Origin of the sequence: Arthrobacter zhaoguopingii (assembly GCF_009828605.1) — a bacterium.
Classification (GTDB): domain Bacteria; phylum Actinomycetota; class Actinomycetes; order Actinomycetales; family Micrococcaceae; genus Arthrobacter_D; species Arthrobacter_D zhaoguopingii.
In genome coordinates this window covers 51,686-78,312 of the sequence record NZ_WIAE01000011.1, presented here as the reverse complement: position 1 = coordinate 78,312, position 26,627 = coordinate 51,686, and the positions used below count along the sequence as shown (strand labels likewise).

29 protein-coding genes are annotated in these 26,627 nt (G+C 63.6%); 12 read left to right on the top strand and 17 right to left on the bottom strand.

The window, feature by feature from the left end:
• Positions 1-49: 49 nt before the first annotated feature.
• From GVV77_RS14220 to GVV77_RS14210, 3 genes are all read right to left on the bottom strand, one after another.
• Entirely contained in the window at positions 50-1,246 is a 1,197-nt protein-coding gene (locus GVV77_RS14220; RefSeq protein WP_159619425.1) for a restriction endonuclease subunit S, read from the bottom strand.
• Complete coding sequence (locus GVV77_RS14215; RefSeq protein WP_159619423.1) at positions 1,236-2,753, bottom strand: type I restriction-modification system subunit M; 1,518 nt, start codon at positions 2,751-2,753, stop codon at positions 1,236-1,238. The genes GVV77_RS14220 and GVV77_RS14215 overlap by 11 nt, the downstream gene beginning before the upstream one ends.
• A gap of 1,338 nt (positions 2,754-4,091) precedes the next feature.
• Positions 4,092-4,265: a hypothetical protein gene (locus GVV77_RS14210; protein ID WP_159619421.1), complete on the bottom strand. Its 174-nt coding sequence runs from the start codon at positions 4,263-4,265 to the stop codon at positions 4,092-4,094.
• A 37-nt stretch (positions 4,266-4,302) separates the two neighbouring features.
• On the opposite strand from GVV77_RS14210, the gene GVV77_RS14205 reads away from it, so the two are divergent.
• Positions 4,303-4,653, top strand: coding sequence for a hypothetical protein (locus GVV77_RS14205; RefSeq protein ID WP_159619419.1), 351 nt, complete (start codon positions 4,303-4,305; stop codon positions 4,651-4,653).
• 176 nt (positions 4,654-4,829) lie between these two features.
• Here the strand turns inward: GVV77_RS14205 and GVV77_RS14200 are convergent, their stop codons facing one another.
• A complete protein-coding gene (locus GVV77_RS14200; RefSeq protein WP_159619417.1) occupies positions 4,830-5,099 on the bottom strand; it encodes a hypothetical protein in 270 nt (89 codons plus the stop codon).
• Between the two features lie 116 nt (positions 5,100-5,215).
• On the bottom strand, positions 5,216-5,473 hold the full coding sequence (locus GVV77_RS14195) for a hypothetical protein (protein ID WP_159619415.1): 258 nt from the start codon (positions 5,471-5,473) through the stop codon (positions 5,216-5,218).
• 101 nt (positions 5,474-5,574) lie between these two features.
• Here GVV77_RS14195 and GVV77_RS14190 point away from each other — a divergent pair, with 101 nt between their 5' ends.
• On the top strand, positions 5,575-6,462 hold the full coding sequence (locus GVV77_RS14190) for a hypothetical protein (RefSeq protein ID WP_159619413.1): 888 nt from the start codon (positions 5,575-5,577) through the stop codon (positions 6,460-6,462).
• Here GVV77_RS14190 and GVV77_RS14185 read toward each other — a convergent pair.
• The 3 genes from GVV77_RS14185 to GVV77_RS14175 all read right to left on the bottom strand — a co-directional run bounded on the left by GVV77_RS14185 (position 6,459) and on the right by GVV77_RS14175 (position 8,809).
• A complete protein-coding gene (locus GVV77_RS14185; RefSeq protein ID WP_159619411.1) occupies positions 6,459-7,139 on the bottom strand; it encodes a hypothetical protein in 681 nt (226 codons plus the stop codon). The genes GVV77_RS14190 and GVV77_RS14185 overlap by 4 nt on opposite strands.
• 301 nt (positions 7,140-7,440) lie before the next feature.
• On the bottom strand, positions 7,441-8,328 hold the full coding sequence (locus tag GVV77_RS14180; protein ID WP_159619409.1) for a hypothetical protein: 888 nt from the start codon (positions 8,326-8,328) through the stop codon (positions 7,441-7,443).
• A gap of 40 nt (positions 8,329-8,368) precedes the next feature.
• Positions 8,369-8,809 (bottom strand): hypothetical protein, encoded by a 441-nt coding sequence (locus tag GVV77_RS14175; protein WP_159619407.1) that lies wholly within the window; start codon positions 8,807-8,809, stop codon positions 8,369-8,371.
• 523 nt (positions 8,810-9,332) lie between these two features.
• Between GVV77_RS14175 and GVV77_RS14170 the strand changes: the two genes are divergently transcribed.
• The 5 genes from GVV77_RS14170 (at position 9,333) to GVV77_RS14150 (ending at position 14,249) form a co-directional block, all read left to right on the top strand.
• Positions 9,333-11,477 (top strand): DEAD/DEAH box helicase, encoded by a 2,145-nt coding sequence (locus GVV77_RS14170; protein WP_159619405.1) that lies wholly within the window; start codon positions 9,333-9,335, stop codon positions 11,475-11,477.
• Positions 11,464-12,129 (top strand): DUF2290 domain-containing protein, encoded by a 666-nt coding sequence (locus GVV77_RS14165; RefSeq protein ID WP_159619403.1) that lies wholly within the window; start codon positions 11,464-11,466, stop codon positions 12,127-12,129. Before GVV77_RS14170 ends, GVV77_RS14165 begins: the two co-directional genes overlap by 14 nt.
• 587 nt (positions 12,130-12,716) lie before the next feature.
• Positions 12,717-13,100 carry a VOC family protein gene (locus tag GVV77_RS14160; RefSeq protein WP_159619401.1) on the top strand — a complete coding sequence of 128 codons (384 nt, stop codon included), beginning with the start codon at positions 12,717-12,719 and terminating at the stop codon, positions 13,098-13,100.
• 108 nt (positions 13,101-13,208) lie between these two features.
• Positions 13,209-13,436, top strand: a complete 228-nt coding sequence (locus GVV77_RS14155; RefSeq protein WP_210252851.1) for a hypothetical protein — start codon at positions 13,209-13,211, stop codon at positions 13,434-13,436.
• A 216-nt stretch (positions 13,437-13,652) separates the two neighbouring features.
• Complete coding sequence (locus GVV77_RS14150) at positions 13,653-14,249, top strand: hypothetical protein (protein ID WP_159619397.1); 597 nt, start codon at positions 13,653-13,655, stop codon at positions 14,247-14,249.
• Positions 14,250-14,317: 68 nt separating this feature from the next.
• On the opposite strand, the gene GVV77_RS14145 is transcribed toward GVV77_RS14150, so the two are convergent.
• From GVV77_RS14145 to GVV77_RS14130, 4 genes are all read right to left on the bottom strand, one after another.
• Positions 14,318-15,727 (bottom strand): family 16 glycosylhydrolase, encoded by a 1,410-nt coding sequence (locus GVV77_RS14145; RefSeq protein WP_159619395.1) that lies wholly within the window; start codon positions 15,725-15,727, stop codon positions 14,318-14,320.
• Positions 15,728-16,303: 576 nt separating this feature from the next.
• Entirely contained in the window at positions 16,304-16,564 is a 261-nt protein-coding gene (locus GVV77_RS14140; RefSeq protein WP_159619393.1) for a hypothetical protein, read from the bottom strand.
• 356 nt (positions 16,565-16,920) lie between these two features.
• On the bottom strand, positions 16,921-17,583 hold the full coding sequence (locus GVV77_RS14135) for an alpha/beta fold hydrolase (protein ID WP_159619391.1): 663 nt from the start codon (positions 17,581-17,583) through the stop codon (positions 16,921-16,923).
• A 42-nt stretch (positions 17,584-17,625) separates the two neighbouring features.
• Positions 17,626-18,723 (bottom strand): phosphotransferase, encoded by a 1,098-nt coding sequence (locus GVV77_RS14130; RefSeq protein WP_246199840.1) that lies wholly within the window; start codon positions 18,721-18,723, stop codon positions 17,626-17,628.
• A 378-nt stretch (positions 18,724-19,101) separates the two neighbouring features.
• On the opposite strand from GVV77_RS14130, the gene GVV77_RS14125 reads away from it, so the two are divergent.
• From GVV77_RS14125 to GVV77_RS14110, 4 genes are all read left to right on the top strand, one after another.
• Positions 19,102-19,791, top strand: coding sequence for a CPBP family intramembrane glutamic endopeptidase (locus GVV77_RS14125; RefSeq protein WP_246199835.1), 690 nt, complete (start codon positions 19,102-19,104; stop codon positions 19,789-19,791).
• A 343-nt stretch (positions 19,792-20,134) separates the two neighbouring features.
• Positions 20,135-20,455, top strand: a complete 321-nt coding sequence (locus tag GVV77_RS14120; RefSeq protein WP_210252850.1) for a hypothetical protein — start codon at positions 20,135-20,137, stop codon at positions 20,453-20,455.
• 1 nt (position 20,456) lies between these two features.
• Entirely contained in the window at positions 20,457-21,638 is a 1,182-nt protein-coding gene (locus GVV77_RS14115) for a glutathionylspermidine synthase family protein (RefSeq protein ID WP_159619502.1), read from the top strand.
• A gap of 115 nt (positions 21,639-21,753) precedes the next feature.
• Positions 21,754-22,236, top strand: coding sequence for a hypothetical protein (locus GVV77_RS14110; protein WP_159619385.1), 483 nt, complete (start codon positions 21,754-21,756; stop codon positions 22,234-22,236).
• Positions 22,237-22,315: 79 nt separating this feature from the next.
• On the opposite strand, the gene GVV77_RS14105 is transcribed toward GVV77_RS14110, so the two are convergent.
• The 5 genes from GVV77_RS14105 to GVV77_RS14085 all read right to left on the bottom strand — a co-directional run bounded on the left by GVV77_RS14105 (position 22,316) and on the right by GVV77_RS14085 (position 25,576).
• Positions 22,316-23,044: a M50 family metallopeptidase gene (locus tag GVV77_RS14105; protein WP_246199834.1), complete on the bottom strand. Its 729-nt coding sequence runs from the start codon at positions 23,042-23,044 to the stop codon at positions 22,316-22,318.
• Between the two features lie 86 nt (positions 23,045-23,130).
• Positions 23,131-24,093, bottom strand: a complete 963-nt coding sequence (locus GVV77_RS14100) for a hypothetical protein (RefSeq protein WP_159619381.1) — start codon at positions 24,091-24,093, stop codon at positions 23,131-23,133.
• A gap of 29 nt (positions 24,094-24,122) precedes the next feature.
• Positions 24,123-24,752, bottom strand: a complete 630-nt coding sequence (locus tag GVV77_RS14095; protein WP_159619379.1) for a MerR family transcriptional regulator — start codon at positions 24,750-24,752, stop codon at positions 24,123-24,125.
• A gap of 69 nt (positions 24,753-24,821) precedes the next feature.
• On the bottom strand, positions 24,822-25,193 hold the full coding sequence (locus tag GVV77_RS14090) for a DUF1801 domain-containing protein (RefSeq protein WP_159619377.1): 372 nt from the start codon (positions 25,191-25,193) through the stop codon (positions 24,822-24,824).
• Positions 25,193-25,576, bottom strand: a complete 384-nt coding sequence (locus GVV77_RS14085; RefSeq protein WP_201293243.1) for a DUF1801 domain-containing protein — start codon at positions 25,574-25,576, stop codon at positions 25,193-25,195. Before GVV77_RS14085 ends, GVV77_RS14090 begins: the two co-directional genes overlap by 1 nt.
• A 232-nt stretch (positions 25,577-25,808) precedes the next feature.
• On the opposite strand from GVV77_RS14085, the gene GVV77_RS14080 reads away from it, so the two are divergent.
• A complete protein-coding gene (locus tag GVV77_RS14080) occupies positions 25,809-26,492 on the top strand; it encodes a hypothetical protein (protein ID WP_159619375.1) in 684 nt (227 codons plus the stop codon).
• Positions 26,493-26,627 lie beyond the last annotated feature (135 nt).

Genomic DNA, 26,627 nt, shown 5'->3' with positions numbered 1-26,627 from the left:
GTCCTGCTCACTCTATAGAAAACATGCGTGGGCAGAGCGATGGTGCCCATCAGACGGATATCAATTCGTCGTACGAATCCGGAATGGTATGCGCGCCGGACAGCAGAGCGGAGAGGAGCTCGATGCGGAGGTCGCGGAGCGAAGAAAGCTGCAACTGTGAAGCGTAGACAACTTCATAAAGGGACTCAGCTGCGTCTAGATATTGTCCTATGCCCGGCGCGTTGGGGTCAGGCACCTCCAATTTCTTGAGCCAGCCAACTGCTACGTTGCCAAGACCGGTTGATCCACTGGCGGACTCTGAAATGGCGCGTTGCACAGTAGGCCTGCTGAGGCACCAGTACAAGTGATGGCTCGTGGCTGACACGTTCGGCTCGATCAGAATCTGAAAGGCTGACACGGCATAACCGTCGATCTCTCCTCGGGCACGATAGACATTGCCAATACGGGCGCGGTTCCCGTTCGTCCTAATCATTACCAAGGAGGAAGGCGTAGCTCTCATTGTCGAGCTTGGTAGCCCAACTACATACTTCTCAGCTGCGAGATCGAGCTCCCATCCTGCAGGGGTATTTGTAATGCCAAGTACAGGCTCTCCGCCAGGTACAGGTTGAGGTGACTCGTCGGAAGCTTTCCATGAGGGACCGGAGCGAAGCTTCGCGAGAGTCTCAAGTTCAACCACTGATCCATCGTGCCAAGTTTCAAGGTGCACATTAAGTAACTCTTCGGCGGCGTCCGCTCGCGCTCGTGCTGATTCGATGGTGTCGTCCAAGCCGCCGAGCAGGTCAACTATGCGCCGCTGCTCGGGCAATGGTGGCAGGGTGACCCGTAGGTTCAGAAAATCTTCCCAAGGAGTGCGCCGTCGTCGAGGAACAGTTCCTATGGCGATCGTTCCGTATCGCTGAATCATGGCGGGCTGTCGCAACATCAACCCGATGAAGGGTGGGTAGGCTGTCGGGCGAACTGCAAATACCTCGTAGACGGGGGAAGTTACCCCAAGTGCACCGGTCAGGTTCTGCCCAATTGCGCCCAACCAAAGAAGGTATACGTTGTAGACGATGTCGAAGGGCTGGACCATCTTATAGCCGCTTACGTCTTCTGTAGCAACTCGTCTCCCCATATGGACCACTTGGTCCACCAGTCCGTGTTTCTCTGTACACGTCAGCACCGTGGGCTCAGGCGCTGCCCCTAGCCGCTTCGTGCGTCGCTCAAGAAGGTCGCCTAGACGGTACTCCTGCCAATCAGAAGTCATAACCGGCCGCCTTCAGCTTCTCAACAAGAGTTTCCTCCGCGAGGGCAAGACGTTCTCGGGACTCTTTGTAAGCGATAAGGGCTTCTTCAACGTTCGCCTCTGCTGCCGCCTCGCCCTTGAGGTAGCGCCCTATGTTCAAGTCCCAGCCATTAGCTTCGATTTCGTCGCAATGCACGAGGCGCAGACGGAGACCGTTCTCACCGTCGATGTCGGAGCCGGTCTTGTATGCGGTATCGACGGCCCTGATGTCATCGGCGGACATCGTGTTTTGATTCTTCCCGCTGACGAAGCGCTTGGATGCGTCGAGGAACATGACTTTGCCTGCGCGTGCGGATTCTTTGCGCTTGCGAAATATCAGGATCGCGACGGGGATCGAGGTCGAGTAGAACAGGTTGTTCGGCAGGCCAATGACGGCCTCAAGTAGGTCGTCGCGAATGAGGGCTTCGCGAATGACAGCTTCCTTGCCACCGCGGAAGAGGATTCCGTGTGGCATGACGACGCCGACGCGTCCGGTGTCTTCCTTCATGGAGGCCACCATGTGCTCGATCCAAGCGAAGTCGCCGTTTTTGGCCGGTGGGAGGCCGTACTTGCTGCGCCCGAAGGGGTCAGACGCCCACGCACCGGCACCCCAGTTCTGCAGGCTGAACGGGGGATTGGCGATTACGATGTCAAATTTCTTGAGCCCGTCACCCTGTCGGAACTTCGGGTCGGAGAAAGTGTCACCGCGGGCAATCCTGAAGTCTTCGAGCCCGTGTAGGTAGAGGTTCATCTTGGCAATCGCCGAGGTTGTTAAGTTGATCTCCTGGCCTTGGAGACTTAGCGTGTTCGGGTTGCCGCCGGCCTCACGCACGGCGGTCACCATCTCAACGAGCATTCCGCCCGAGCCACAGGCTGGGTCGACGATCTCGTCCCCTTCTTTTGCCTCGAGCAATTTCACGAGCAGGTGCACTACGTGACGAGGGGTGAAAAACTCGCCAGCCTTTTTTCCTGAGGCTTCGGCGAACTCGCGTAGCAAATATTCGTAGGCGCTGCCGAGCATGTCGCCACTTACTGAGTCCGGGTCTAGGCGTACGGCGTTGAAGGTGTTGAGCAGTGCCATGAGTGCGCTCTGCGGCAGCCGGTCCTGATTTGCCCACTGCACGTCGCCGAAAACGCCGGGGAGAGAATCTGGGTTCAGTGCTTGCACGCGGGCGAGCACCTTGCCTAGCTTGTCGCCCGTGTGCTCGGCTGTACCGATGACATCGGCCCAATGGCAGCCCTCAGGGATTGTGAAGGTGTGCAGGGTCGCAGCTAGCTCATCGGTCAGATCGTCCCCGAAATCGCGGAGAGCTCGTGCTCGCTCGTAATCCCAGTTGTCTGAAATCCACTTGAAGAACATTACGGGGAAGACATACGCCTTGAAGTCCCCAGGGTCGACAGGCCCGCGAAGCGCGTTTGCTGCGGCCCAGAGCGTGGACTCCAATTGCTGCTGGGTCAGGTGGTTCGGTCCGGTCGGTGCGAGCGTCAAATTTCTTCCGTTCTAGGAGCTGAAGTTCTGTTTCCATTGTGTCCTGCTTGGAGCGCTACGCTGCTCATACGCGCAGGTTGCCCGAGTCGAGTCGAGGCAAACGTTCCGGCGCGCTGACCGAAAGTCCTGGGGTTCGTGTCGCCGCCTCCGGCGCGCGAGAACCGGTGACTGACTTGTTCCATACCCAGGAACATGCGTAGATTTGCCCTCAGCGCCCCAGCGACCACAAACCGGGGATACGGGGAATCTACGACGGCGAAATTCCGTGGGAAATCGCCCGAATCGCCGATGTGCTGCTCTGAACCGGGCCGCCGCTTCTGGGCTGTATTCGTGGTGTACTCAAACGGGCGCGGGGCAGCAACACGCTTGGCTGAAACTCCGTTGCGAGGCAGCGCTTCGCGCGGTGGCCATCGGCCAGGGAAAGCGGAAAGGAAGCCGAGCCGCGCAGCAGCACGCGGGACGGGTCGAAATGGTCGGCCACAGTAAAGTGCACTGGGCTCGGGGCCGGACAGGCCGTGCTCTTTGGGACGCGATCCGCGAATCGTGTCGGACACCAGCCCGCACACGAAGCGGGCACCAGCTGCGCGCAGCGCTGAGAGCTCCTTGGCCGACGCAGCCCGCACGGGTGAGACCCACACACCTGGGGCGCAGCCCCCTGGGAAACGAAGCGTGAACCGCCACGCAAGACGGCACGGAAGACAGGACGGCGGAAGCGCAGCGCCGCCCGTGAAGCCATTCCGGAAAGAGACAGCCTGGAGTCACGCTCCACCCGGATGCCCCACACCCCCGCCGCCCGCAGGGCATCACTTCGCTGACACCAACGCGCACGGCCGACCAGAGAACGACCGGGGCGCAGCCCCTGATTGTCATGACGAAGTCAGAGTGGAAGACGAGGCGGATGCGTGCGGCGAAGCCGCGGCATCCCGGCCGAAGAACCGTGCCAGGTAGCCAGCCAGGCTGGCCAGGGCGCGAAGCGAGCGGCCGCCGCAGCTGGCGGCACCACACCGCGGGGGCGCGCAGCGCGCCCCCGGCCACCACACCCTCTACCCGCAGGGCGCGCAGCGCCCAAGGGGTCGCAGACAGAAAGGACACAAAACGATCTTCACAACGGGGGAAACAGAACGGACACCACGACGGGAATCATGACGGTAACGCTCAGGACGAGGGCCGCCAGGCCCGAGTCCTCTTAATATGCCAATCCGCTTCCCGCCATCACCACCGCCGACCCGGACAGCGGCTACCGCCGGACCACAACGACAACGCGACGACCCGACAGGCGGGCCGAAGGACCGGCGGCGGAACCCGGGCTGCGGCGACCGCCGGCGGTGTGCTCGTTCGTCAGAAGGCGCCGATGCCGGCGGCCAGGGTCGAGCCGATCAGGATGACGATCAGTGCGGCGACGACGACAACCTGGAAGCGGTTCGACTTCCGTCGAGCGGCGGTGTAGTCGGCCGCCCACGGGATGCGCCGCCCGGACGATCTTGGAGCCGCCCACCGGTCCGAAGCGGGCAAGAGCTAGGCTTGGATCACCGTCCCCCGAAAGGAAGCCGTGGATACCGAAGGACCTGATCTTCGCACTGTCGCCGGCGAGCTGAATAACGCGCTCGGCCCCACCCTCGTCGGCGCCATCGCAGGGAACCCCGTCCCGGGAATCTCCACCCAGTGGCAGACCGCCGATGGACCCGAACTCGACGAAGCGGAAGCGGAACGGATTACGACCGCCCGCGCCGTGTGGCAGGTCCTGGTTGACAGTGAAGGCCCGGACACCGCCCGGCTGTGGTTCATCGGGGCCAATCCCTGGCTTGAGGACGACTCGCCGGTCACCGCCCTGCGCGAGGGCCGCTTCGAAGGTGTTCTCAACGCCGCCGAAGCCCTGGTCAACGGCAGCTTCTCCGGCTGAGGCGGGAGTCGGAGCTTCTTTTCGATGACCGTGCTGACCAGCTGACCCCAGCGTAGGAGCCGTGGGCGTGAATGTTGGCCGCCCATTCCTGAGTGACGGCACGGTCGCGCGTGGCCACGCTGCTCGGACGCAGGCCCCATTCGGTCAGGACAAATGGATCGTCAAGGTCGAGAATCTCAGGATCGCCCGCGTAGTGTTAGTACGAGCCGGGCTTTCGCTGGTTCCCCGGGCGGCGGCACCAGGGCGTCGGGTGTCCACCGCGGGTAGTTGCCGAAGTTCTGGACGACGGCCCGGGCGGCGGTGTCGCCCATATACAGCACGAGGTATTCGCCGGCGGGGTCATCGACGCGGCTGCCGCCCTGGTAAGGCCAGACAAACAGAGGATGACCGTTAGTCCCGGGGTGGGTTTCTTCCGGCACCCAGACACAGACCCGGTAGAAACCCACCTAGGTGAAGGCTCACTGCGCACGGGCTTCATCAGCCTGGCGAGCTCGATCATGCCGTCGGACTCCATCCCGAAAACCCCGGCGGTCTGGCCGGTGGAGAGCAGGCGGTAGGCCTCCTAGACGATCGGGTCGTCCTTCACGGACGGATGCGGGAGGCGCTCCAGTCTGATCTGCCTGCCGGTGGCGTTTTCGATGCGTTCAACGACGGGCGCGATAATGTCCAGGAACGTCCCTGGTTCGACGAGTGAGTCGTCATCGAAGATGCCGGTGCCCGACCCGCCCAGGGTGGAGACCACCTTGGGGTCGAACCTGATGAAGCCGAGGCTGGTCAGGGGGCCCAGCTCGATGAATTCGGGGAGGTCTCGGTACGTCATGTCGACGCCTTTCTGCCGGTGATGTGTACCGCTCCTATGCGCCGGAACTGGTGACGGGCGGCGGCGCGGGTGGCAGAATGTTGCCGCGGAGAGGGGGCCGTATGGCGGGGGAGGACTGGCATCGGATGGGCGCCGTCTGGCGGAACTCAGGCACCCTCTTCAAGACCCTTGTCGTGGGACTGCCGCCCCTTGGAGTGGTGCTCGTCCTCATCGGCTGGCGGCTCGAGATCGACGGGGCCTGGGTCAGACTGCCGTTCTTGCTGAACCTCTTCTCCGCTGTGGTCACGGCATGTTTCGGTGTTCCGCTTGCCCTGGTCCTCATCCGGGCGCTGACCTGGCACCAGGAAGAGAGGGTTGCCGTGCAGGAAGCCGCCAGATTGGGCGTCGTGGTGGCGAAGCTGATGAACGCACAGGCACGAGGTCTGGTCAGCAGCGACAAGGATCTTCTTGGGGCGATCCAGGCATTTAGTACGGCCCGCGGATTGATTGGCAGTGCCGCCAGGCGCATCCGAGATGAGGGCGGGGTCGCACTGGATGACAGGGAGTTCGTCTGGAAGGTTCGCGAGGCAGTGCAAAGTGCCTCGGACGCGGTGTACCAGTTCGCAGAGCTGCGGCGTGATTACGGGCGTCAGCCGATCCAGGAACTGGCGAGCTCCAAGGATCTGCTCGAAACAGTCGTTCGGCCCCAGGTCCTCCTCGCGGGACTGCCATGGCTGCCCGGCGACCTGTTCGACAAGTGGCATGGGCTCACCTGGGACCCCTTCGCCGGGGCCAAGGATCACGGACCCTACAACTTCGGGATCGACACCGGCGAGAACCGGGCTCATATTGTCGGCAGGCTGATGACCGACCTGAAGCGGCGGGACACCGAAATGGAGGAGCATTACCGGTGCCTCATGGACGTACTGGCCCTCATATCCGTTTCAGATGAGCTCCTCCAGTCCTTCAGCTCAATGGACGAGAGCCGCCCGAAGGCGAAGAGCTCCTAGAAGAGCATCATGGCGGCAACGACGCACAGCGTCCGGGCCCCAGCGGCGGCAAGCAGTGCCTTCACCGGCACCGGAGACCGCTTATGGATCTTCAGCAGCGCCCGCTGCATATCGCCTTCCACATCGAACTCGGGCACGTCGCCGAGCCCGGCGCCGGCGGACAGCGGCGGCACGGCCGTGGAGGTGTCCCCGCCCGACAGGCCGGCGCCCTGGAAGAGGTTGTGGACCTTCCCTGCCTGCGCTGCTGTGCGGGTGGACCAGAAGGTGGCCAGTCCGGGTGCCCGGTAGCGCTGGGCGCTGCGGGATACCGGTGAGTCCGACTCCGGGTTGGGCAGCGACTTGACCACCACGGCGAGCACCTTAAGCATGTCGTCGACGTCCGGGTCATCCTCGAAGTGTCCGGCAGCTGGCGCGGCGGCCGTGCTGCCCCCGGGCCCGCCGGCAGCGGAAGTAGGGGTGATCCCATGGGCTGTGACGGCCGAGAAGATCACCCGCCCATCCGGGAACACCGTGGTCAGCTCCAACGGGCCGTAGATCTCCGCGTAACGGATGAGCACCTGCAGCGCGGCATTGAGGGGGATGCGGCGGCCGTTGGGAAGCAGGGCTCCGCCAACGGCCGCGTCAGCGGTCCCGTCCGGGTGAACTGTCGCCAGGGCGGGGATCGCCATCGTGGTCATCCGGACCCCTTCAGACCGTCGTCTGAAGCGCCTGGAGCTCCTCGAGGGATTCCCAGTACGTTCCGCGGGTCAGGTGCAACCTGCAGCCGTTTCGACATCGCAAGTACTGATGAGTGTGCGGAGAGAGCAAAGGGCCGCCCCGATGATCCGGACGGCCCTTCGTGATCCTGCTCAGGCGGCCTCGCGCAGCTCGCCTTATTGTGACCGGTGTGGATGTTCTCCTCCTTAGTCCGGAGTGAGGCCGTGTCGGCCAGTTGCTGCCACAAATCACGGTTCTCTTTCTGCCCGCTTGAGCATGTGACTATGCGGGGGTCGCCCCTTCCACTTGGTGAACGACCGCGTAGTCCGACGCCGGAAGCCTAAGGGTTTGGTCGTTCTTGCAGTCGAAAAGAATGTAGGTACCGGAAGACTGACCGAGCAGATACAGGCTCCTGTCAGCGAACTGTGGTCTGAGGTTGTCGCTGGACAGCAACGCGACAGCCTGTCCTCCGTAGGCAAACCCGGGAATCTTGGTTACCTGCATACATCCCACAACCCTGTCCGCCTGAGACCCTGCAGCGACCGGCAAGGCAAAGACCAGGATGACCAGCACAGATCCTAGGAACCACATGTGGAGATTGCGCCCCTTTATCCGAAAACCGTAGGCAAGAATTGCCTCGTCATAGAGGACGTATCGACGCTTTAAACGCCCCTTCAGCTCGCGGTCTTCTTCCCGTGTCCTTTCCCTCTTCTGTTCCAGCGAGCGGATCACTTCCCACGAGTCGATCTTCTTGTCCCAGATTTTCAGATGCCACTTGTTGGACAACCACGGCTGTCTTGACTCCTCCGCCAAGGATCGGAATTCCTCGTCCGGCATCGTCGCAAGTCTTTCCACTCTTTCGCCAACAATCCTGCGGGATGCTGTGAACTTGGGAAACACAAGGAAGAAGTCGATCACCCCCACGAGGATGTAGAAACAAGGAACGAGGGCAACAGCGGCTACGAGTGCGACAAGAACCGATGCCTCGGCGAGAAGCCGCACCTGATCCAGGCCGAGCTCCTCGGGAGAAGTTCCCAGCCGGTCGTAAAAGATCGCGTATGGCAGGCGCAGGAGGACATACAGGATGACGGCTCCGGTCCCAAGAGTGACAGCGAGATCCACCTTCGCTAGGAAGCGTTTTGGGCTCGACCCGCGGGCACCCTCCGTCATGGGAGCATTATGCGCCGAGCGTCAGGTGGGTGCTAGGAATTCAGCCCTGGATGCGCAGCCGGGCCGGGAGCTTCGCTTCGCCGCCGCGGCCGACGGCGACACCGAGTGGACGGCCGGTGACCAGCTCGGGCCGGGCCGGTGCCGGGTGGGGGACGTCGACGCCGGCGCGCGACATGGGCGTGCCGATCAGGTGGGTGTGATCGCCCTTGCGCAGCCAGTGCGAGGTCGCGGTCAGCAGCGGTGCGTTGTCGATGACGGCGGTCGCATCGAAGGAGTGCCACGGGGTGAAGGAGTAGTCTCCGAGCAGACCGCGCGACACCCAGCGGGCCGGTCCGGTGCCCGGGCCCAGGGCGAAGTCCGCCTGCATGGTGAAGAATGATTCGCTCATCTCGTGGAGTGCCGGGAACCATTGATCCCAGGAGGCGACGCCGATGCGCGCCGCGGGGGAGTCGGCACCGGTGCCGGGGTAGTCGCGCAGCACCTTGGCCAGGCGCCGGTAGATCTCGTGGCGGGGGTCGGTGCTGGTGTGCCGCGACCGGTCGGGGTGGGCGGCGGCGATGAACAGGACGGTGAGTCCGGAGGTCTCCAGGGGCCGTTCGCTGATGAGCTGCGCCCAGCGGCGGACTTCGGACTCGAAGCCCTTCGATGCACCGGCGCGATGTCGCAGGTGAAGTTGGCCAGCGGCAGCGCGTCAACCTCGTGGGTGAGCAGCAGGGTGGCGCGCGAAGAGGGGAGTGCCGGCGTCTTCGGAGCGGGAGCGGACCAGCACAGTGCCGAGCGGTTCGATGTCGTTGTTGGGATATCTGAGGGAGAAAATTGGAGTTGGGCCAGCGCAGGAACTTCAGGGACCCCCAGTGTGGGAGATCAACCAAGTCACCCAGGCAGAAAAAGCGCATTATGATTCGAGTGGTGCGGCCGGTGTCACCTAGTTGATGGCGGTGGCGGTCACTCTATCGGTTCACGCAATTAAAAGTAGGCTTTCCGGAGGCCTGGGGGGGAGAAACATGCCACTCGAAGTAGTGCACGGTCAGCAGGAAAATCACGCTCCAGCGAATGAGCTGGCAGCACTGGCGACCGAACTACTGGACGAGGGCACGATGTACCTGGGCTACCCGGTGCTGGCGACTGCCGACGACCGTGTGGAGATTGACGCTCTACTCGTTTCTCAATCCCATGGCCTAGTTGCCTTCCGTTTCGCTGATGTCCCGCACACGGAAAGTGACTGGCGGCGACTCGCTGATGAACAAGATCGAATTTACAATGCGCTCGAAAGTCACCTATCTCGGCATGACAACCTCCGCGTAGGCCGTAGATTTGCAGTCAGCATACTCACCATCACAATGTTCGGCACAGATCCAGGGCCGCCTCCGTTCAGGAGCGAGGCGGTCTTTTCCACCCTCGAGACCCTTTCTCCGCTCATCGATGGGCAACCCGGTCTCGATGTCGATCTGTATCGGAACCTTCAGGCGGCCCTGCAGCGGGTGACGACGATTCGTCCCGCCAAGCGCCGTTCAGAGGTCAAGGACGGGGCTAGTCGCGGAGCGACCATGAAGGTCATCGAGCGTGGCATAGCGAACCTAGACTTTTGGCAGAAGCGAGCGGCTATTGAGACACCAGAGGGGCCTCAACGCATCCGCGGCCTCGCTGGCTCAGGCAAGACCATCGTCCTCGCGCTGAAGGCTGCGCTTCTGCACGCACAGAATGAGTCGTGGAATATCGCTGTCACGTTCTGGTCCCAGTCGCTCTACCAGCAGTTTGAGGACCTCATCCGACGGTTCTCGTTCGCTCATATGGATGATCTCCCAGACCCGGATCGTGTGTCCGTCATGCATGGGTGGGGTTCGCGCAGTCGTGTTGGAATGTATACTCGCCTTGCGGATGCCCTAGGAGTAACTCCTATGAATTTCGGTGCCGCAGAGCGCAAGTACGGACGCGATGCCGCCTTCGAAGGTATATGCGATGAACTTCTTGCGGTGGCGGAGAACCAAACTATCGAGCCAATATTTGACGCCGTGCTCATTGACGAAGCTCAAGATTTCCCACCGTCCTTCTTCCGGCTCGTATATCTGTTCACCAAACATCCGAAGCGGATCGTCTGGGCCTACGATGAGCTTCAAAAACTCGATGAAGCAGAGATGGCCGACCTCGCTGGACTCTTTGGTGCGACAGAGACTGGCGAGCCTGTCATCAACATTGCAAACAGAGATAACGAACCTCGACGCGACATCGTCCTGCCGGTGTGCTACCGAAACACCCCCTGGGCACTAGCCACCGCTCATGCGATTGGGTTCGGCATCTACCGGCCCGAAGGACTGGTGCAGCACTTTGATGATCCCGCCTTGTGGTCTGACATCGGGTATCAGGTAGATTCCGGGGTCTTGAGGCGGGGCGCACGCGTCGAACTCAAGCGATCGCCAGTGAGCTCGCCAGCCTACTTCACCGAGCGCCTGACGAGTGACGACGCCGTCATCCTTCGCGGTGACTTCGCGGACGAGGCAGACCAAGACAAATGGATTGCGGAAAGCATCATCGATGATCTTGGACGGGGAGAACTCGAGCCTGATGACATTCTGGTCGTGTTACCTAGCGCCTACACGTCTAAGAAACGCTACGCCCGACTCGCTCGTATTCTCAACGAGCACGCTATCGTCAGCCACTTGGTGGGCGTAAATAGTGGCCAAGACGAGGTATTCGTTCGTGGGTCCGTAGCAGTCGCCCATATTTTTCGCGCCAAGGGAAATGAAGCACCGATGGTGTACGTTCTCGATTCGCAGTTTGCGGGCGGTGTCTTCAACGAGGTCAGCCGTCGAAACACCATCTTCACGGCTATTACCCGAAGCAAGGCCTGGGTCCGCATTTGTGGCTACGGTGCGTCGATGGCTGGGATTGCGGCAGAGGTGGCTGCCGTGCGTGCCGCGGACTTCAAGCTGGAATTTCCCATCCCTACTCGTAGTCAGATGGACGAGATGCGCAGGGTGAACGCGGACCTTCAGTCCGACGCCACCGCAAGTCAGGCGCTCGTAACCCTTGAGCAGCTTGCCGAGGCACTCGACCGCAATGAGATCTCCTTGGAGCAGGTGCCGCCGAAGCTGGCTCGGCAACTCAATGAGTTCTTCAACACTCTCCCGTTTCCCCATGACGACGCCTAATGGTCTCCGGCGAAAGATTAGCGATCTCCTCTACGATTTGCTTGACCGGGGCCTAATCCTCTTACCCGCCACGATCGTCGTGGAAAACGAAACCGTGACGTGGCGGTCTGCTACGCCCTTGCAGAAGTTCGTCGACTTCGTCGAGCACCCAACGGTCCGCACCTACCGCAAATGGGCAGAGGCAGGTGAATATGCAGCTTTACTGCCGGATGGCGCACTGCTGCAAATTCGCTATCGAGTAGTGGGCGGAACAGTGGTCGCACACCGGCTTGCGTACATACCCTGCCCGTACTCCGTAGATCAAGATCTGCTACAGACTGATCCCGTCGCTGATGTCCTCGACCTTCATGCCCAAGAGTCCCCTGATGATGTCAGAATGCAGAGCGCGATCCGGTTCGATTTCGACCCAGAGGCGGCCGGGCCGGGGCATCCCGCTGCGCATCTGACGATCAATGTTTCAAGCTGCCGCATTGCCTGCGAGGCTCCGATGTCGCCGGAGGACTTCGTCCAATTCATCTACAAGCACTTCTACCACGAGCTTTGGTACGCGAACGTCACCTTCTTCCAAGGGATGCCGCGCTCGGATGCCATAAGCACAATGAACGATGATGAACGATACGCTCCGCACGTTTCTTGGAGGCGTTCTAGCTGACGGAGACCTCTTCCGAGGGTTGGGATGAGGAGATTGAGTGCCTTTCCGAGGTGCGTGAAGACCTTCCTTCAAAACAGTGCTACATGGCAGCTTGTGCAATGGCAGGTGACGTTTATTGTGACGTTTTCCCGGGATGCTTGGGGAACGAGGAGGGATCCCCAGGTAACGTCGTTCTATCAACAGACACGTTCCGCCTAGTCACTGGGGCAGGTTGGGCCTCGCAGGGAACGGCCGGGAATTGCCGACTTGTAAACAGGGGGTCGCCGGTTCGAATCCGGCAGGGGGCTCCACAAAACGTTCTCTGGCCAGGGAAACGTTGCATCGAGGTCCGAATCGGCGACCGTGACGCCCCCGACTCAAAGATGGAATCAAGTGAGCTGGCCGGCGCAGTAGTTCCGACGGAGCCTGCGCAGGTGCACTACCTTCACCTCGGACCACCCAAACTGGGCAGCCAGCCCGGCCATCGACGGTCCGTCCCAGATACCGACAATTCCGCGGATCCGCCGCCCTGGGTGGAAAGAACGAGGACCGGTTCCGTCCGCAATCGAGCCTACCCTGAAGTCATAAGGACCCACAGGAGGAAGCTCATGGATTGGAAAATCGAACTCATTGCCATCCCGGTCTCCGACGTGGACCGGGCGATCGGCTTCTACCGCGACAGGGTGGGCTTCGTGCTGGATCACGACCACCGTGTGGGCGAAGGCGTCCGCTTCGTACAATTGACCCCGCCCGGCTCTGCCTGCTCCATTGTTCTGGGGGAGGGAATCACGGAGATGGCCCCTGGCTCGCAGAAAGGCGTCCAGATCGTCGTGCCGGACGCGGCCGGGGCTCGTTCAATGCTCCTCGAAAACGGTGTTGGGGCAAGCGAAGTCGACCTCCAACCATGGGGCAGTTTCGTGTACTTCTCCGACCCGGACGGTAACGCCTGGTCCCTTCAGCAGCTACCCGACTACGGGGCCTCCCAGAGCTGAGGGGTGTCACGGTGGTGCCTTTGACTCTTGGCGGTGTCCGATGCCTGGCCCCAGTCCACGCTGTTCCAATCGCGTAGGATGCACCTCATAACGATGATGGGGGAGAAGATGAAACGCGACTCGGTCTGGATGCGCCTGCTGAACGGGGCTGTATTCGGCGTCTTGATCGGCCTCATGCGGCACCCGGACAAACACAGCAACTACCGGTATGAGCGGTACGTCGAGGAGCTGCCCGAGGGTGCCGCTCCGATGACGTATGAGCAGTGGATTGAAGCATACGACGCTGAATGGGAGGCGCGGAAGAACGCCCGCAGCCTCGACCCGGACGGGAAGTAGATTCCCAACGGGAACGATAAGGACGAGGGCCGCCAGGGCCGAGCGCTCCTAATCTGCTTCCCGGCGTCCCGCCACCACCAATGCCGGCCTAGACAGCGGCTACCAATGGGCCACACAGACACCACGACCACCTGTGCGGCGGGCCGAAGGGCCGGCGGCGGAACCCGGAGCCGCGGCGACCGCCGGCCGGCACACCAGCACCGTTAGGATGTCCGGATGGGGTCCGGGGGTCGGCGAGCGAGCAGGGAGAAGCGGCGGAAACTTGCCCACCGTATTGGAGGCTGGCCGGTTCGCCCGCGCCGGACTGCAGCGGTCCTGGTCACCCTGTTCATCGCTCTGAGCGGAGTGGTTTTCAGCGTCCAGATGGAGGCCGAATTCGACCGGGCCGGCGAAGCTGTCAGAACCCAGGAGCACCAGTGGAGCATCATCGTCGACAAGGATCCGCGGCGGCGGGGCGGCACCCGATACTACGTGCTGGTTGACGGGCGGAAGGAGGTGCTGGACGACGCGGGCTTCCTGTCGGACAAATCACTGTACGCACCCGTATGGTACGTCGTGGACCCCGAGGACGAGTTCCACCTCATCGCTGTGGGATCCCCCGGTGACTGGGAGGACAAACCCTGGAACACTTACTTCGGCGCAGCGGTGCTCGCAGCCTTTGCCCTCGTTGCAATCACATCGGCCTGGTGGCGAATCGTCCCCGAGGACAGATGGGTCGTTCTGAACACGATCTTTCCGAGCAAGAGACCGCCGGGCCGGAGGGCGCTTGACCTGGCGCCCCGAACCAACAGGGCGGGTCGGCACGTTCGGTGACGCTGAGTCAGCCGGGCTGCAGTGACACCTTGAGAGCATGAACCGGGCGTCGGTTGACTCAAACGCTTCTAGCGCTTGTAGGCCCGGACGTAATCGACCTCCATGAGTGCCGGAAATTGGGTGTCTGCATCCGGTGAACCGGGCCAGCTACCGCCGATCGCCAGGTTGAGCCGAAGGAAGAAGTTCCGGCTGAAACTCTCATCCATCCACGAGGTGGTCGTCCGGTTCCGCTCGTAGGTTTTCACGCCGTCGACGTACCAGCGGATGACTCCGGGCTCCCACTCAACGGCGTACTGGTGGAACCCGTCAGCCATCGTCCGGCCGTTCGGCAGAATGTACTCGTAGTCCTGCATGCCGTGAGGCGTAGCGTGGTCGTAGTCGTAGTCGTAGTGGATGGTTTGGTGGACCTCGTTCGCCCGGACATGGCTCTCCGACCTGGAGGAACCGAGGGCTTCCATAATGTCGATCTCACCGACACCGCGGTCAACCGGGCGCATCCAGAAGGCGGGCCAGAGCCCCTTCGAGGTTCCCTGCTGAACTGGGAGCTTCGCGCTCATCTCGAGCCGGCCGTGGGTCGTTTCAAACTTCCCGAGCGTGTTCAGGTGGCCCGAGGTGTACAGCCGCCCGCCGGGGAAGCGGCCGTCGTTACTGTTGCAGAGAACCGGAGCCGGGAGTTTCTGCGCGGTGATGGTCAGCTTGCCGTTGGACACGCTGACGTTTTCGTTCTGAAGGCAGGCAAGCTCGTCGTTACCGTCGCCATAGGTGGAGTTGTCGAGGACGTTCCATCTCGTGGTGTCGACGGCAGCACCGTTGAACTCGTCCGCCCAGGACAGCTTCCAGGCAGATGGTGCCGGGGGCACGGCGTTGGTCTTTGCCGTGAGGACGGCCGACTTCTTCTGGATCCCTCCGATCGTTGCCGATACCTGGATGTTGTAGCTCGTGTTCGGAGCGAGGCCCGTGAGAGTTTCGCCCTTCGTGGCGTCGTCCTGTCCAGCGACGTGGACGCCATTGACATAGTGCTTGTAACCTCCGGTGTAACCCGCGGGTGCATCCCATTCGACGCGGATCGCGGTTTGGGTGGTCCCCGAAGCTACCGGACGCAGGTTCGTTGGCGGAGCCGGCGTGATCGGCGGAGTCCTGGTTGCTTTCATGGTGACGACGGCCGACTTGTATTCCACGCCGCTGATCACGGCGCTGACCTGCACCGTGTGGATCGACCCGGAGGCCAGGCCCGAGAACGTCTCCCCGGTCGTGGGGTCCGAAGCGCCCGCGACGAATCTGCCGTCGAGGTAGTGCTTGTACACCCCGCTGTAGCCGGGAACCGGGTTCCATACTGCACGGATCGAGGTGGACGAGCTTGCCGCATAGTCCTGGCGGAGATACGTAGGCCCACCTCCGGCGTAGGCCGGGCCGAGCCCCACCAGCAGCAAGAGCGCGGCGGCGGCCATTGCGATCAGCGACTTCTGCGGGTGCTTCATGTTGTGCCTATCGCGAAGGTTTGAAGGTATGAAGACGCCGAACACCCGGGCGACCGGGGCGTTGGGAGGGCTCTGGCGTGGGTTCGGCAATCCGCGGGGTCAAGGACGGGGGCAACCGGGGGCGGGCGGCTCGTTGGTTCCTTCCGCGGCGGGAACCTCCGGCTTGCTCCGGGCTCACCCCCATTCAGATTCTGACCCTACCGGGAAATGTGACCAATGGCACTGATGTTTCGAATGAGACAGAAGTTTTCATCGGGATAGCTGTCGTGAGTGCAATCTCCCGGCAGAACACAAGGAACCCCTTCCAGGTCGCTGGAAGGGGTTCCTCAGGAAGCTTCGGAGAGGGGCATTCTCGGACGGGTGGGACGGCTTGCGGGAGTCAGCATCCCGTTCCCTTGAAGTGGAGGTTGCTATGTCTGCAGAAAGTCACAACGGAATCCGCCACGGTTTCGACGAGAAAACGGCGTGCAGCTGCGCAAGGGTGTGGGCGAAGACGAACTTCTCGCCGTCAGCAGGGCCGGTCGTGAGCGGGCCCTACCGTCCGCAGCCGAGGCTTGCTCGGGTGGAGGGCGTAGGTTACTGGCGCAGCGACCAGCGGTCGGTGTGGCGCCGGTGGGCAAGCCGCCTTGGCAGTTCGCGGACGGCCCAGAACGCAACGGCGACCGAAGCGATCAATAGTAAGAACATCAGGTAGAGCCCGATCAGTTCCGCCAACGGGGAGCGGAATCCGTTCAGCACCCTCAGGCCGCCGAACGCTCCGGCGGTCCAAAAGATCAGCACGCCCGCGAGCGCGCCGGCGGACGGAAGAAGGTCACGGTTATTATTCAGCCACTGCATTCGGCGTTCCTCAAGATACGGTCCCCACCACAGGTTCCATTGTCCGGATGGGCGCCGTTTTCTCCGCCTCGGGCGCGTATTGGCTTCGTCACATTGCGAAGGACGACTCGATGTGTTGTGGGGCAGTGGGCCATTAGGGGCGTAATTAGGGCTCGGGATTCCCGGTGCGGGAGGGCCGCTGCCGGGTGGAGCGGCCGGGGGACCGCACGGGGCGGGGTCAGCATCCGATTGCGTCCCGGGTGCCCGAAAACGACGGCGGCGCCCGATTTATCGGGTGCGTTTGTCGCAATCGGGTATGCCGGTCGGGCTCAGGGGACAGGGGACAGGGGACAGGGGACAGGGGACAGGGGACAGCATTACGGTCTGCCAGCCAACCGCACAGCGAAGTCAACCAATGCGGCGGCGACTGCATCCGGATGGCTCAGGGCGGCATAGTGGCCGCCGTCGATCTCAACCGGCTCGATCCCCAGCCGCTCGCGCACCTGGCGCCTCATGAAAGAGGCCGGGAAGAGGTTGTCCTCCCGGCACAGGATGGCCAGAGTGGGCACCGCGGGGTGCCGGTCCGCCGGCCACGGCCCCGACATCCAGCCGCCCTGCTGATCCCGCTCACGCGCCCGTGCTTCGCGGGCAAGAGGTTCAGGGACGCCGTTGAAGTAGAGAACCTCGGGGTCGTCATCAATGCTCTCCAGGTCGTGCCCCGTATTCGCCCACCAGTCGGCGAAGCTCTCACCGGGAAGCGGGATCATTCCGGCGAGATACGCGAGGCCTCCGGCGTCGAGATGTTCACAGGCCAAAGGAGCGATGAAGCCACCGAGGGAATGCCCGACGACGATGACGTGCCGCGCGGCCGGCACGGCGGCGGCGATGACGTCGAGATACTGCTCGAGCCCAGCATCGGCGTCCTCGATCGGCAGATCCACGGAAACGGCGTCGTGGCCCGCGCTCTCAAGAAGGGGAGCAACCAGATGCCAGTCCCACGCAGTGGAGCCGCCGCCGTGGAGGAGCACGAAGGTCGCCATAGGGTTCCCCTTTCAGCCAGGAGGTAGGTTCAGCGTCCTCGATCAGGACACCGAGGAGGCGGCCAGCTCCGCGATGAGGAAACGTGCCATATCGGCCCGCGCCGCGATCAGTCGGTGCAGGTGCTCGGAGTCCGGCCCGTCCAGCTCAGGGGGGAACAGCGCCGAGAGCCCGCTGACGATCGCGGTGGAGATGGCGAATCCCCTCCGCACCAGTTCCCGCGGGAGCGGCGCCCCTTCGTCGTGCAGCCCCCACAGATAGGCATCGAGCGAACGGGGTGCGAGCTCAGCCAAAGCCGATCCGGGAAGCAGCCCTTCATTGACGAGTCCGGTCAGCAGTTGGCCGAGGTCGAAGCCGGCCGGGGCGGTGCCGAAGCTGCCCCAGTCGATGGCCACGACGCCGTCGCGGCACTGCAGGAGGTTCTGGGGGCAGGCGTCGCCGTGTGCGCGGGTGCGGGGGAGGGCCGACAGTTCCGACAGGAGGGCGGGAAGCTGCCCGGTCAACGCGATCAAGTCCTCCTCGAGGCGGTCATCCACACGGCCTTCGAAAGCGGGGTGGGAACGGAATGTCCCTGAACGAAGCCGCGGAATGAAGATGTGTTCGCCCGGCCCTAGGACGTAATCGGCGAGGTCGCGATAGTTCCCGCGGGGTGCCTCCGCTGCGCCGGCGAGACGGCCGAGCAGGTATGCCGTCCGGGCGAAACGGTCGGGGTCCCACTCAGCGTGCGGGTCTTGCCGAACGTCCTCCATCCAGATGGCCGTGCTCTCCTCGTCAATCTCCTCGATCTGGTGCACCCTGGGCAGCCGCAGTCCGTCGGGTAGGTAGTGTCCCAGGCGGCCGGCATAGACCTCGGCCTCGGTGCGCCAGGGATAGTGTTCGACGACGAACCCCCGCAGCTCTTCAGGGATCTGCTCAATCCCCGCCCAGCGCAGCGGAGTGTGGATCACCTTGAGGACTGATGAGAAGGCGTGTCGGTCCTCTCCCTCGCCCGCCGTGCCCTCCAGTCGCCACAGCCCGGCGGTCGTCATGTTCGACAGCGGGACGCCGAGGGGAACCAGTACATGGTCGCTGACAGGAAGCGGGTGGCCCGCGCCAACTGCCGACCCAGCCACCTTCGCCAAAGTTTCAGGGGACGGCTGCATGTTCTGCACAGGGACATTGTCCCGCCCGGCCTGACGGCGGACAAGGCCGTCGGTCGCGCTGCGGCTCACGCGGCGGCGCGGGACGGTGGCCTCGGCCTGAGGAAATCGGGAGTACTCTCAGGCGCATGGTGATCAGCGACGACGACGGCCCTGCCAGCGGCGTCCCCTTGACCCTGCACGACGTTTGGGCCGTTTTGACTGCTGCCGTGCTTGTCGCACGGCTCACCCGGCCGCTGCATAGAAGCTCGTGGCGGGCAGCCCGCCCGCCTGCGGCATGATGGCGTGATGGGGAAAAGAATGGACCACGATGAAAGCCCGCATCTAGGTGCCGGTGGCTCGGGTGCCCGTTCGCTGGGTCGAATGCAGGGGGCTCCGGGAGTGACCCTGAGGCAGGCCGGCTGGGCGCTGCTGTTCGTTGTGATCTATGCCGCTGCTTTCTTTGCTGCCGTGCTGGCGGCGGGGCTGCTGGGTCTCATCGACTCCGTTACAGCCTTTGTGGTTATCAGCCTCTGCGGCGTGACCGCCGTAATCATCCTTGCCTTGTACCTCCATCTCTTCCGGCGGAACCGCCTGAGTCTTGGCGATCTAGGGTTCAGGCGCCCGACGCGCAGGATGTTCCATCTGCTCTGGCAGATCCCCGGCTCGATGCTGGCCGCCGGAGCGCTGCAGGGGCTCTTCCTCTCAGCCCTTGCACCCCTTGGTGTGGATACCTCATCGGCTGGCTCGTCCGATGACCCTCTTTCCGAGGTCATCACCGGAGTGCCCACCGCGGTGTTCGTCATCGCATTTCTCGTCATCGCCGTCCTCACTCCGCTGTGGGAGGAGGTGCTGTTCCGGGGCGCCTTCCTCAGCGGTTTCCTGCGGCGGTTTCGACCTTTCACGGCCATCGTGCTTTCGGCTGCTCTTTTCGCCGCGGTCCACCTCGTGCTGCTGACCTTCGTCTATCTCTTCGCGCTCGGAGTGGCCCTGGCCCTCCTTCAACGGTTCCACCGGAACCTTTGGGCGCCCGTCCTGCTCCACGCGGCCAACAATGCGGTGGTCACGCTGGTGGCATTTTCGGTTGCCTAGGGTGAGGGGCCACCGCCGGTACAGCCATTCTGGTGGAGGGCTCCTGTTGGTGGGTTACAGTACTTTGCAAACGTCATCGACAGGATCCTGGTCCAGGGGTCGGCTTGGGCCAGCACCCCGCCGATCTATTAGGCCGCCTCCATTGCCGCTGATCGGACGCCCCGTGCGTACCACCAGGCCCGGATCCATCCATCATCCCAGCGAGCGAGAGCCGACCATGACCGATATCCAAGGCCCATCAGCGGGGAATCGGAATCGAAGCCGCCGCAGTGCGTCCCTTTCCATTGGTGTGACGGCGCTTCTTGCAAGCGCCGTGCTTACCGGATGCTCACCCTCGGGCGAAGTGATCGACGCCGACTACGCCCAGGTCTGCCAGGACCGCACCACCCAGGAGCGGGTCGAGGACAGCAAGTGCAGCGAGGAAGGCCGGTCCTCCGGCGTCTACGGGTGGTACTTCTTCGCCATGGGGGCGCGTAGCGCGGCCATCAGCAGGTCCATTCCTCCCGTCGGGTCGCAGCTTGCCGGCGGCGTCACCACGGTTCCGGCGGGCGCTTCAACCAGGAGCGGCCTGCCCGCCTCGGGGTCGTCGGCGGTAAGCCGGGGCGGTTTTGGCGACAGCGCCAAGTCGGGCAGCGGCGGCCGCTCGGGAAGCATGGGTGGCTGAGGTGGAACGCATCCCCTCCGCCCCGCGCCCCGACTGGAAACAGAAGATCGAAAGCCAGGGCCTCGTCTTTTCGACGACGGTCCTGCCCGATGGTTCCACTATCGAGTACTGGAACGAGAGCGCCTACTACCGGTTCGACCTTGCCGAAGTCGAAATGCTCGAAAAGGTCACCGAGGAACTGCATGGCATGAGCATCGAGGCCGCCCGTTACCTCGCAACCGGAGCAATGGGCACCATCGGCATCAGTCCGGAAGCCCTGAAGCTGGCAGCAAGCTCCCTTGCCCGCAGCGAACCCGCCGTCTACGGGCGCTTCGACTTCGCCTACGACGGCGTGAACCCGCCCAAGATGCTCGAATACAACGCCGATACGCCCACCGGACTGATCGAAGCGTCGATCGCGCAGTGGTACTGGCTGCAGGACGTGATGCCCCACAAGGACCAGTGGAACGGCATCCACGAAGCCCTTGTCCGGGCGTGGGAAAAGCAGCGCGGGGGCCTCGACGGCGCAAGGCTGCACGTGGCCCACACCGAAGTCGAAGAGTCAGGCGAAGACTGGATGACCGCCGCATACATGCTCGATGTCGCCAACCAGGCAGGGTGGGAGACCGTCGGAATCAACATGAGCGACATCGGCTGGAACGCCCGCACCAAGCGGTTCGTCGACCTCGATGAGAACGTCATCAGCAGCATCTTCAAGCTGTATCCGTGGGAACACATGATGAAGGAGGACTTCGGAAGGAACATCCGCGAATGGCCGGTGATGACCCGATGGTATGAACCAGCGTGGAAAATGTTCCTCTCGAACAAGGCGCTCCTTGCCGCCCTCTGGCATCTCTACCCCGGGCACCCCAACCTCCTGCCGTCCTACCTGGACAGTCCCCACGGGCTGGAGGAATGGGTAGCCAAGCCTCTTCACGGACGCGAAGGGGACAATATCCGCATCCATGCCAAGGGAGTCGAACTCGAGCAGCCAGGAGACTACGGCGCCGAAGGTTGGTGCTACCAGGCCTGGAGCCCCCTGCCCGACTTCGACGGTAATCACCCGGTCCTCGGATCCTGGATTGTCGATGGAGAAGCGGTCGGTGTCGGCATCCGCGAATCGGACGGGTACATCACCGACTACTTCTGCCGCTTCGTCCCCAATGTCATCGATGCCCCCGCCCCGGTCCTTGGCGCGGAGTGATGGCGAAACCCGATAAATCCTGTCCCGCCCGCCCGTGATAATTCCGGCGCTGCCGTCGCGACAGAAATCCACCTCTATGGAAGGATGACGGCAGTCATCGATATGGGGGATGGAAATGGGTGCATCGATTTTGGGGAAACAGGCGGCCGCCGCGGGGTTGGGGCTGGCTCTTCTGCTGGGCGGATGTGCTGGTAACGCCGCACGGCCGGGTGACGGCGACCTTCCTGCGTTTGCCTCAATCGAGGAGGCACGGGAAGCGATCGGCGAAGTGATGCCCTGTGGGGCGGATCCGCTGGCCGAGCCGACAGCGAATATGATCGCCGGTTTCACGCCGGAATATGCCATGTGCTCGGAGAATGTTCAGGTCGAGTTTTACGCCACAGAGGATGACCGTGAGGCCTCCGCCAAGGCTTACTCGAACTCCGGGGGCACTTCCTACACCCGAATTCCGGTGAACCTTGTCGAAGGCAGGAACTGGCTCGTCCTCGATCTTTCAGAGGCCCGCGGCGCGGATTCCCAAGGGGGCGAGCTGAAAAGGCTGGCCGAAGAACTTGATGCCCGCTTCACGCAGGTGGAGGGCGTGAAGTCGAGTTCCTGACCAACCGGGTGGGCCGTCCCGCGCGGAGACAGTAGGGACACGGGCCCTGATGGGCCAGCCAGGTGCAGGTGCCTACCGGCTAGAGCGCTGCCACCACTCTCCCGACGGCACGCCAGGCGAGGAACCAGGAACCGCCAATCACCGCCGCGAACAGGAACAGCCACACGGCGGAGGGGACGGCCGTGCGCCGGGAGAGCAGGTACGCGTCCGAGGTCTCAAGCCGGTGCCGGTGCCGGACATGCACCAGAGTGACATTGAGCAGGTCGCGTACCGCGCCCACCAGAAGGGCCACCCCGAGGCCGACGACGAGGTGCCCGGTGAACATCGGTGGGACGAAGAGCATCAGCCCGACGACGGCGGCGATCGTGCCCAGGAGGATGAACACGCCCCCGGCGTTCCGAATGAAAAGGACGGTCGACACAAGGACGAGGGTTCCGGCCGACATCGCGGCCGGCCCCCACCCGGTAAGACCGGCCCAGACGAGGCCGGCCCCAACCACCGCCGGAACGGGGTACCCCCAGAACCCGGACCACACCGTCCGGAGCCCGGTCCGGCCGAAGGATGTGGTTCTGCCGGAGTGGTCGAGCCTCAGGGTGATGCCGGTAATCCTGTGCCCCACCATCAGGGCGGAAAACGCGTGCCCGAGCTCGTGCACGACCGTCGACACCAGGCCGAACCACCGCCAGGTGGCCCTCGGAACCGAAAGCGCTGCCGCTCCGGCAAGGATGAGTGCCAGCTCGATCGACGTCACGGCCGGAGCCTCACCCTGCGCGAAGGTGCCCAGAAACCATTCACCGAAGGTGCTCAACCGCCCGCCCATCTACTCGTCCCGGTCAGCCTAACGCCTGTCGGCGGGGGAATTGGACGGTGGGGTATCAGACGGCGGACCGACACTCAGGTGGTTTGGACCCTGGAGGAGCGACCGGCCCGGAGGACCAGTGCGATTGCCGCTGCCGCTGCAACAAACAGCCCCATGCTGGCGGCGGCGGTCACCGGACCCGGTTGGACAATCGATTCACCGGCGAGGGCCTGAAGTGTAAGCACCACGAGCATCCCGGCGTACAGCAGCGACAGGACGATGACGATACCCACCCGAACCACCTCAGGCCGGAGCGCCGGAAGCCTGCGGGCAGCCCATGCCAGCGCGAGCGCGGCGATCGGCAGCAGCTGCAGGGCGTGCATTCCCACAAAGTGCGGGACCCGCAGGTCGCCGCCCACGGTGCTCCATCCCAGCAGGAACAGCCCGGGACCGCCGTCGGGCACCCCGACGGCGTGGGCTCCGGCGACCCCCTGGAAGTCCTCGAGCTGGGCGCTGGTCGGTGAGGTCATGAAGTACGCAACACCCATGCCGGCCAGGCCGAGGACGACCCCGGCGCGGACCGCCCACGAGACCGCGCGGTCGCCGAGCCGGCTGAGGGCCAGGAGGGCGCCGACGATCAATGTGGCAAGCCAGACCACCACGATCGAAAGGGCCATCACGCCCCACAGGGTGGCGTGAAGCGGAGTCGAGACGTTGAAGTGGCTCGTGGTACCGAACAGCACAGCGCCGACAATGACCACCATTTCAATGCCAAGGGCGGCGGCCGCCACGGTGGCCACCCACCAGGCAAGTCTCCGTCCGCGGGTGAGAAGGCCCGTGAGCCAGGCGAGGGTGAGGGCGTAGATGAAAATCGAGAGGGCGAACTTCAGCGGTTTGGCCCACGCCGGAGCGCCCGTGATTTCGCGGGGATCGAAGATCAGGCCGAGCAGGCTGATGACGGCAAGCAGGGCCATGGCCCCGGCGAGGAGAAGCAGCGGACGGTGCCACGTCAGCGAGGCACGGGTTGGACGCTGGGAATCCGGGATGAGCAGTTCCATGATGTCTCCAAGGTGATCAGGGAGATGCGTTAGGGAGCGGTTTCGGTGCTCCCGGAGGGGTAGCGCTGGCTGGAAAAGTGCTCCTGCGCAGCGCGTCGAAGGGCGGCGAGGAGGGCATCGCCGAGCACGGTGCCGATTACGACGGTCTCGGCTTTGGCCAGCCGGCCCTCCCGGCGGTCAATCAGGTCGATGTCGGCTTCGCCGATGATTTCGGCCGCTTTGCGGTAGCTTTCCCGCCACGCACCGTCGGCCTCGAGCCCGGCCTCGGCCATGGCCCGGAGGGTTTGCGCCACTCCGAAACGGCCGGGGCCGTCATGGTAGGTCAGGCCGGCGAGAAAATCATCGGCACGGGCAAGATCGGCGTCGCTGAGATCGGTTCCGTCGACGTCGGGCGAGGCCGCGCGCTGGGCGAGGCCGAAGGTCCAGTTCAGCGGCAGGTCGGAGTCGATGGCGTCTAGGACGGTTTTGGCCGAAGCGACGGAGAGCCCGCCCACCTGGGTGAGCGTGCGGATGATCCCGAGGCGCCGCACATGGGCTTCCGAGTAGGTCGCCTGATTGGCATGGGTCTTGGCCCCCGGTGGAAGGAGGCCCTCGCGCAGGTACAGCTTGATCGTGGGCTGGGAGACACCACTGGCGGCACTCAGCTGCGAGATCTTCATAATGGATAGTCTAGGTATCTATAGTGGTAGTGTCCATATTTTTGGGCACCGAATCGGCTGGCCCGCGCTTTACTTGGCGGTACCGCGAAGGGCTTCGCCCAGAAGTATCGCGGAGTCAAGGAACTCCACGATTCTGCTTTTCGTCCCATCGTCCCGCGCCGAAATGGGAAGGGACCGCACCTGGCGGCCGTCGCCGATGAGGGAACCGTCCGGGTCGGGCAGCAGGGCGCCCTGCTCGAAGGTCAGCAGCAGGCCCGTCGGCCGCGGAAACAGGCCGCAGACGTATCCGGCTCCGGCATGGACGAACCCGATGGCCTGCCACCCCTGGTACACCCGCTGCTCAAGCCCCGGAGCCGCCTCGAGCAGCACGCCGCGGACCCAGAGCGCCAGCTCGGCGGCGTCGGGGTGGTGCTGGCGGAGATAGTCCGCGGCGGAGTCCACTACACCCTCATCCAGCGGTCGACGAGCCTCAGGAAGTCTTCCCGCTTTTTCTCTGCGTCGTCGGCGCTGGCGAAGGATACGGTTCCCCGGTCCCGAGCCAGCCATTGCACCAGTCCCGACTCATCGGCGAACTGGAAGCCCGCGACGTCTGCGCGCACTTTCGCGCCCCGGTGCAGGACAATCTGGAGGCGATCCGTCGGGCGGAGGTTCATGGTCACCCGGTCCGTTCCCGCGAAACCGAAACTTGGCGCCTTCCACTTAATCTGCTCGGTGATGCCGGGATCAAGAGCGAGGATCTCCGACCGAAGCACCCCGATGACCTCCTTGAAGGGGTGGTGAAGATCGCGCAGAAAGGCTGTCACGGCCGGTGATTGGTTCTCCATCGTCGTCCTCATCTCCAGACGGTACGTCGCTCCAGCGGAGGGCCTGTAGCGCAGCCTCGTGGCGGCGTGGCGCGCAACCATTCTCGCCCCACCTGCCGCCGGGCGGTAGGCCCGGGACCGTGGTGCCACCCCGGCTATCAGGACGGCACCTCGGCCCTATGCCGCGGCGTCCGGCACTTCCTAGTCTCGAAGAGGAAGCCCAACCGGGCTCCCGACGAGAAAGGAACCTCCGATGACTTCTCCCTATCTCACCCGCTGGGTCGGCGCCGGACTGATCGCCCTGCCCGTCTCCGCGCTGATGACCGCCCTGTCCACGCTCAAGCCCCAGCCAGACCAGGAGAAGGACCCCCAGGCGTGGGCGGAATTCGTCAGCACGCCGACATACCTGACCAGTCACCTGATCGGCAGCACGGGCGGCACCATCCTGGGGATCTTCGGATTCCTCGCCCTGGGCATTTACCTGGCCGGCGGGAGGGCTGCCCGGATCGCGGTGCCCGCAATGGTCATCGCGGTCTTCGCCCAGACCCTGCTGCTGGTGCCTTCGGTGATTTCAACGTTCGTCACGCCGGCAGTAGGCCACGCCTACCTGGCGGGGATACCGGAGGTCATGGAGCTTGAATTCCCTGCTTCAATGATGGCCACGTTCTTGCTCGGTCTCCTGCTCGCCTTCGTCGGGCAGGTGCTCCTCGGGGTAGCCGTGTGGCGCTCGACCGTCCTCCCCAAGTGGGCCGGGGCCCTGTGGATCGCCGCCACGGTGATCTTCTACCCGCTGGGGGTCGTGCTCGGAATGGTGACCACCGGCAGCAGCCTGCCCACCCAGCCGGTCGGCGCCCTCCTTGCGGCCGTTGCCGGCGGCTGGATTGCCTGGACCGCTGTGCATGGTCCTCGACAGCAAGGCCGGCATCCGCGTGGATGAGGCCTGCCGGGTCGACCCGTGGGCGTTGGGCCCTGGGCGGAGGGCTTTCCCTCGGGGAAACCCCGCCAGGAGAGCTGCGGCGACGCGTCTCCGCCGCCGGCACCGAAGACGACCTGCGGCATCCGAAGCGGCTGA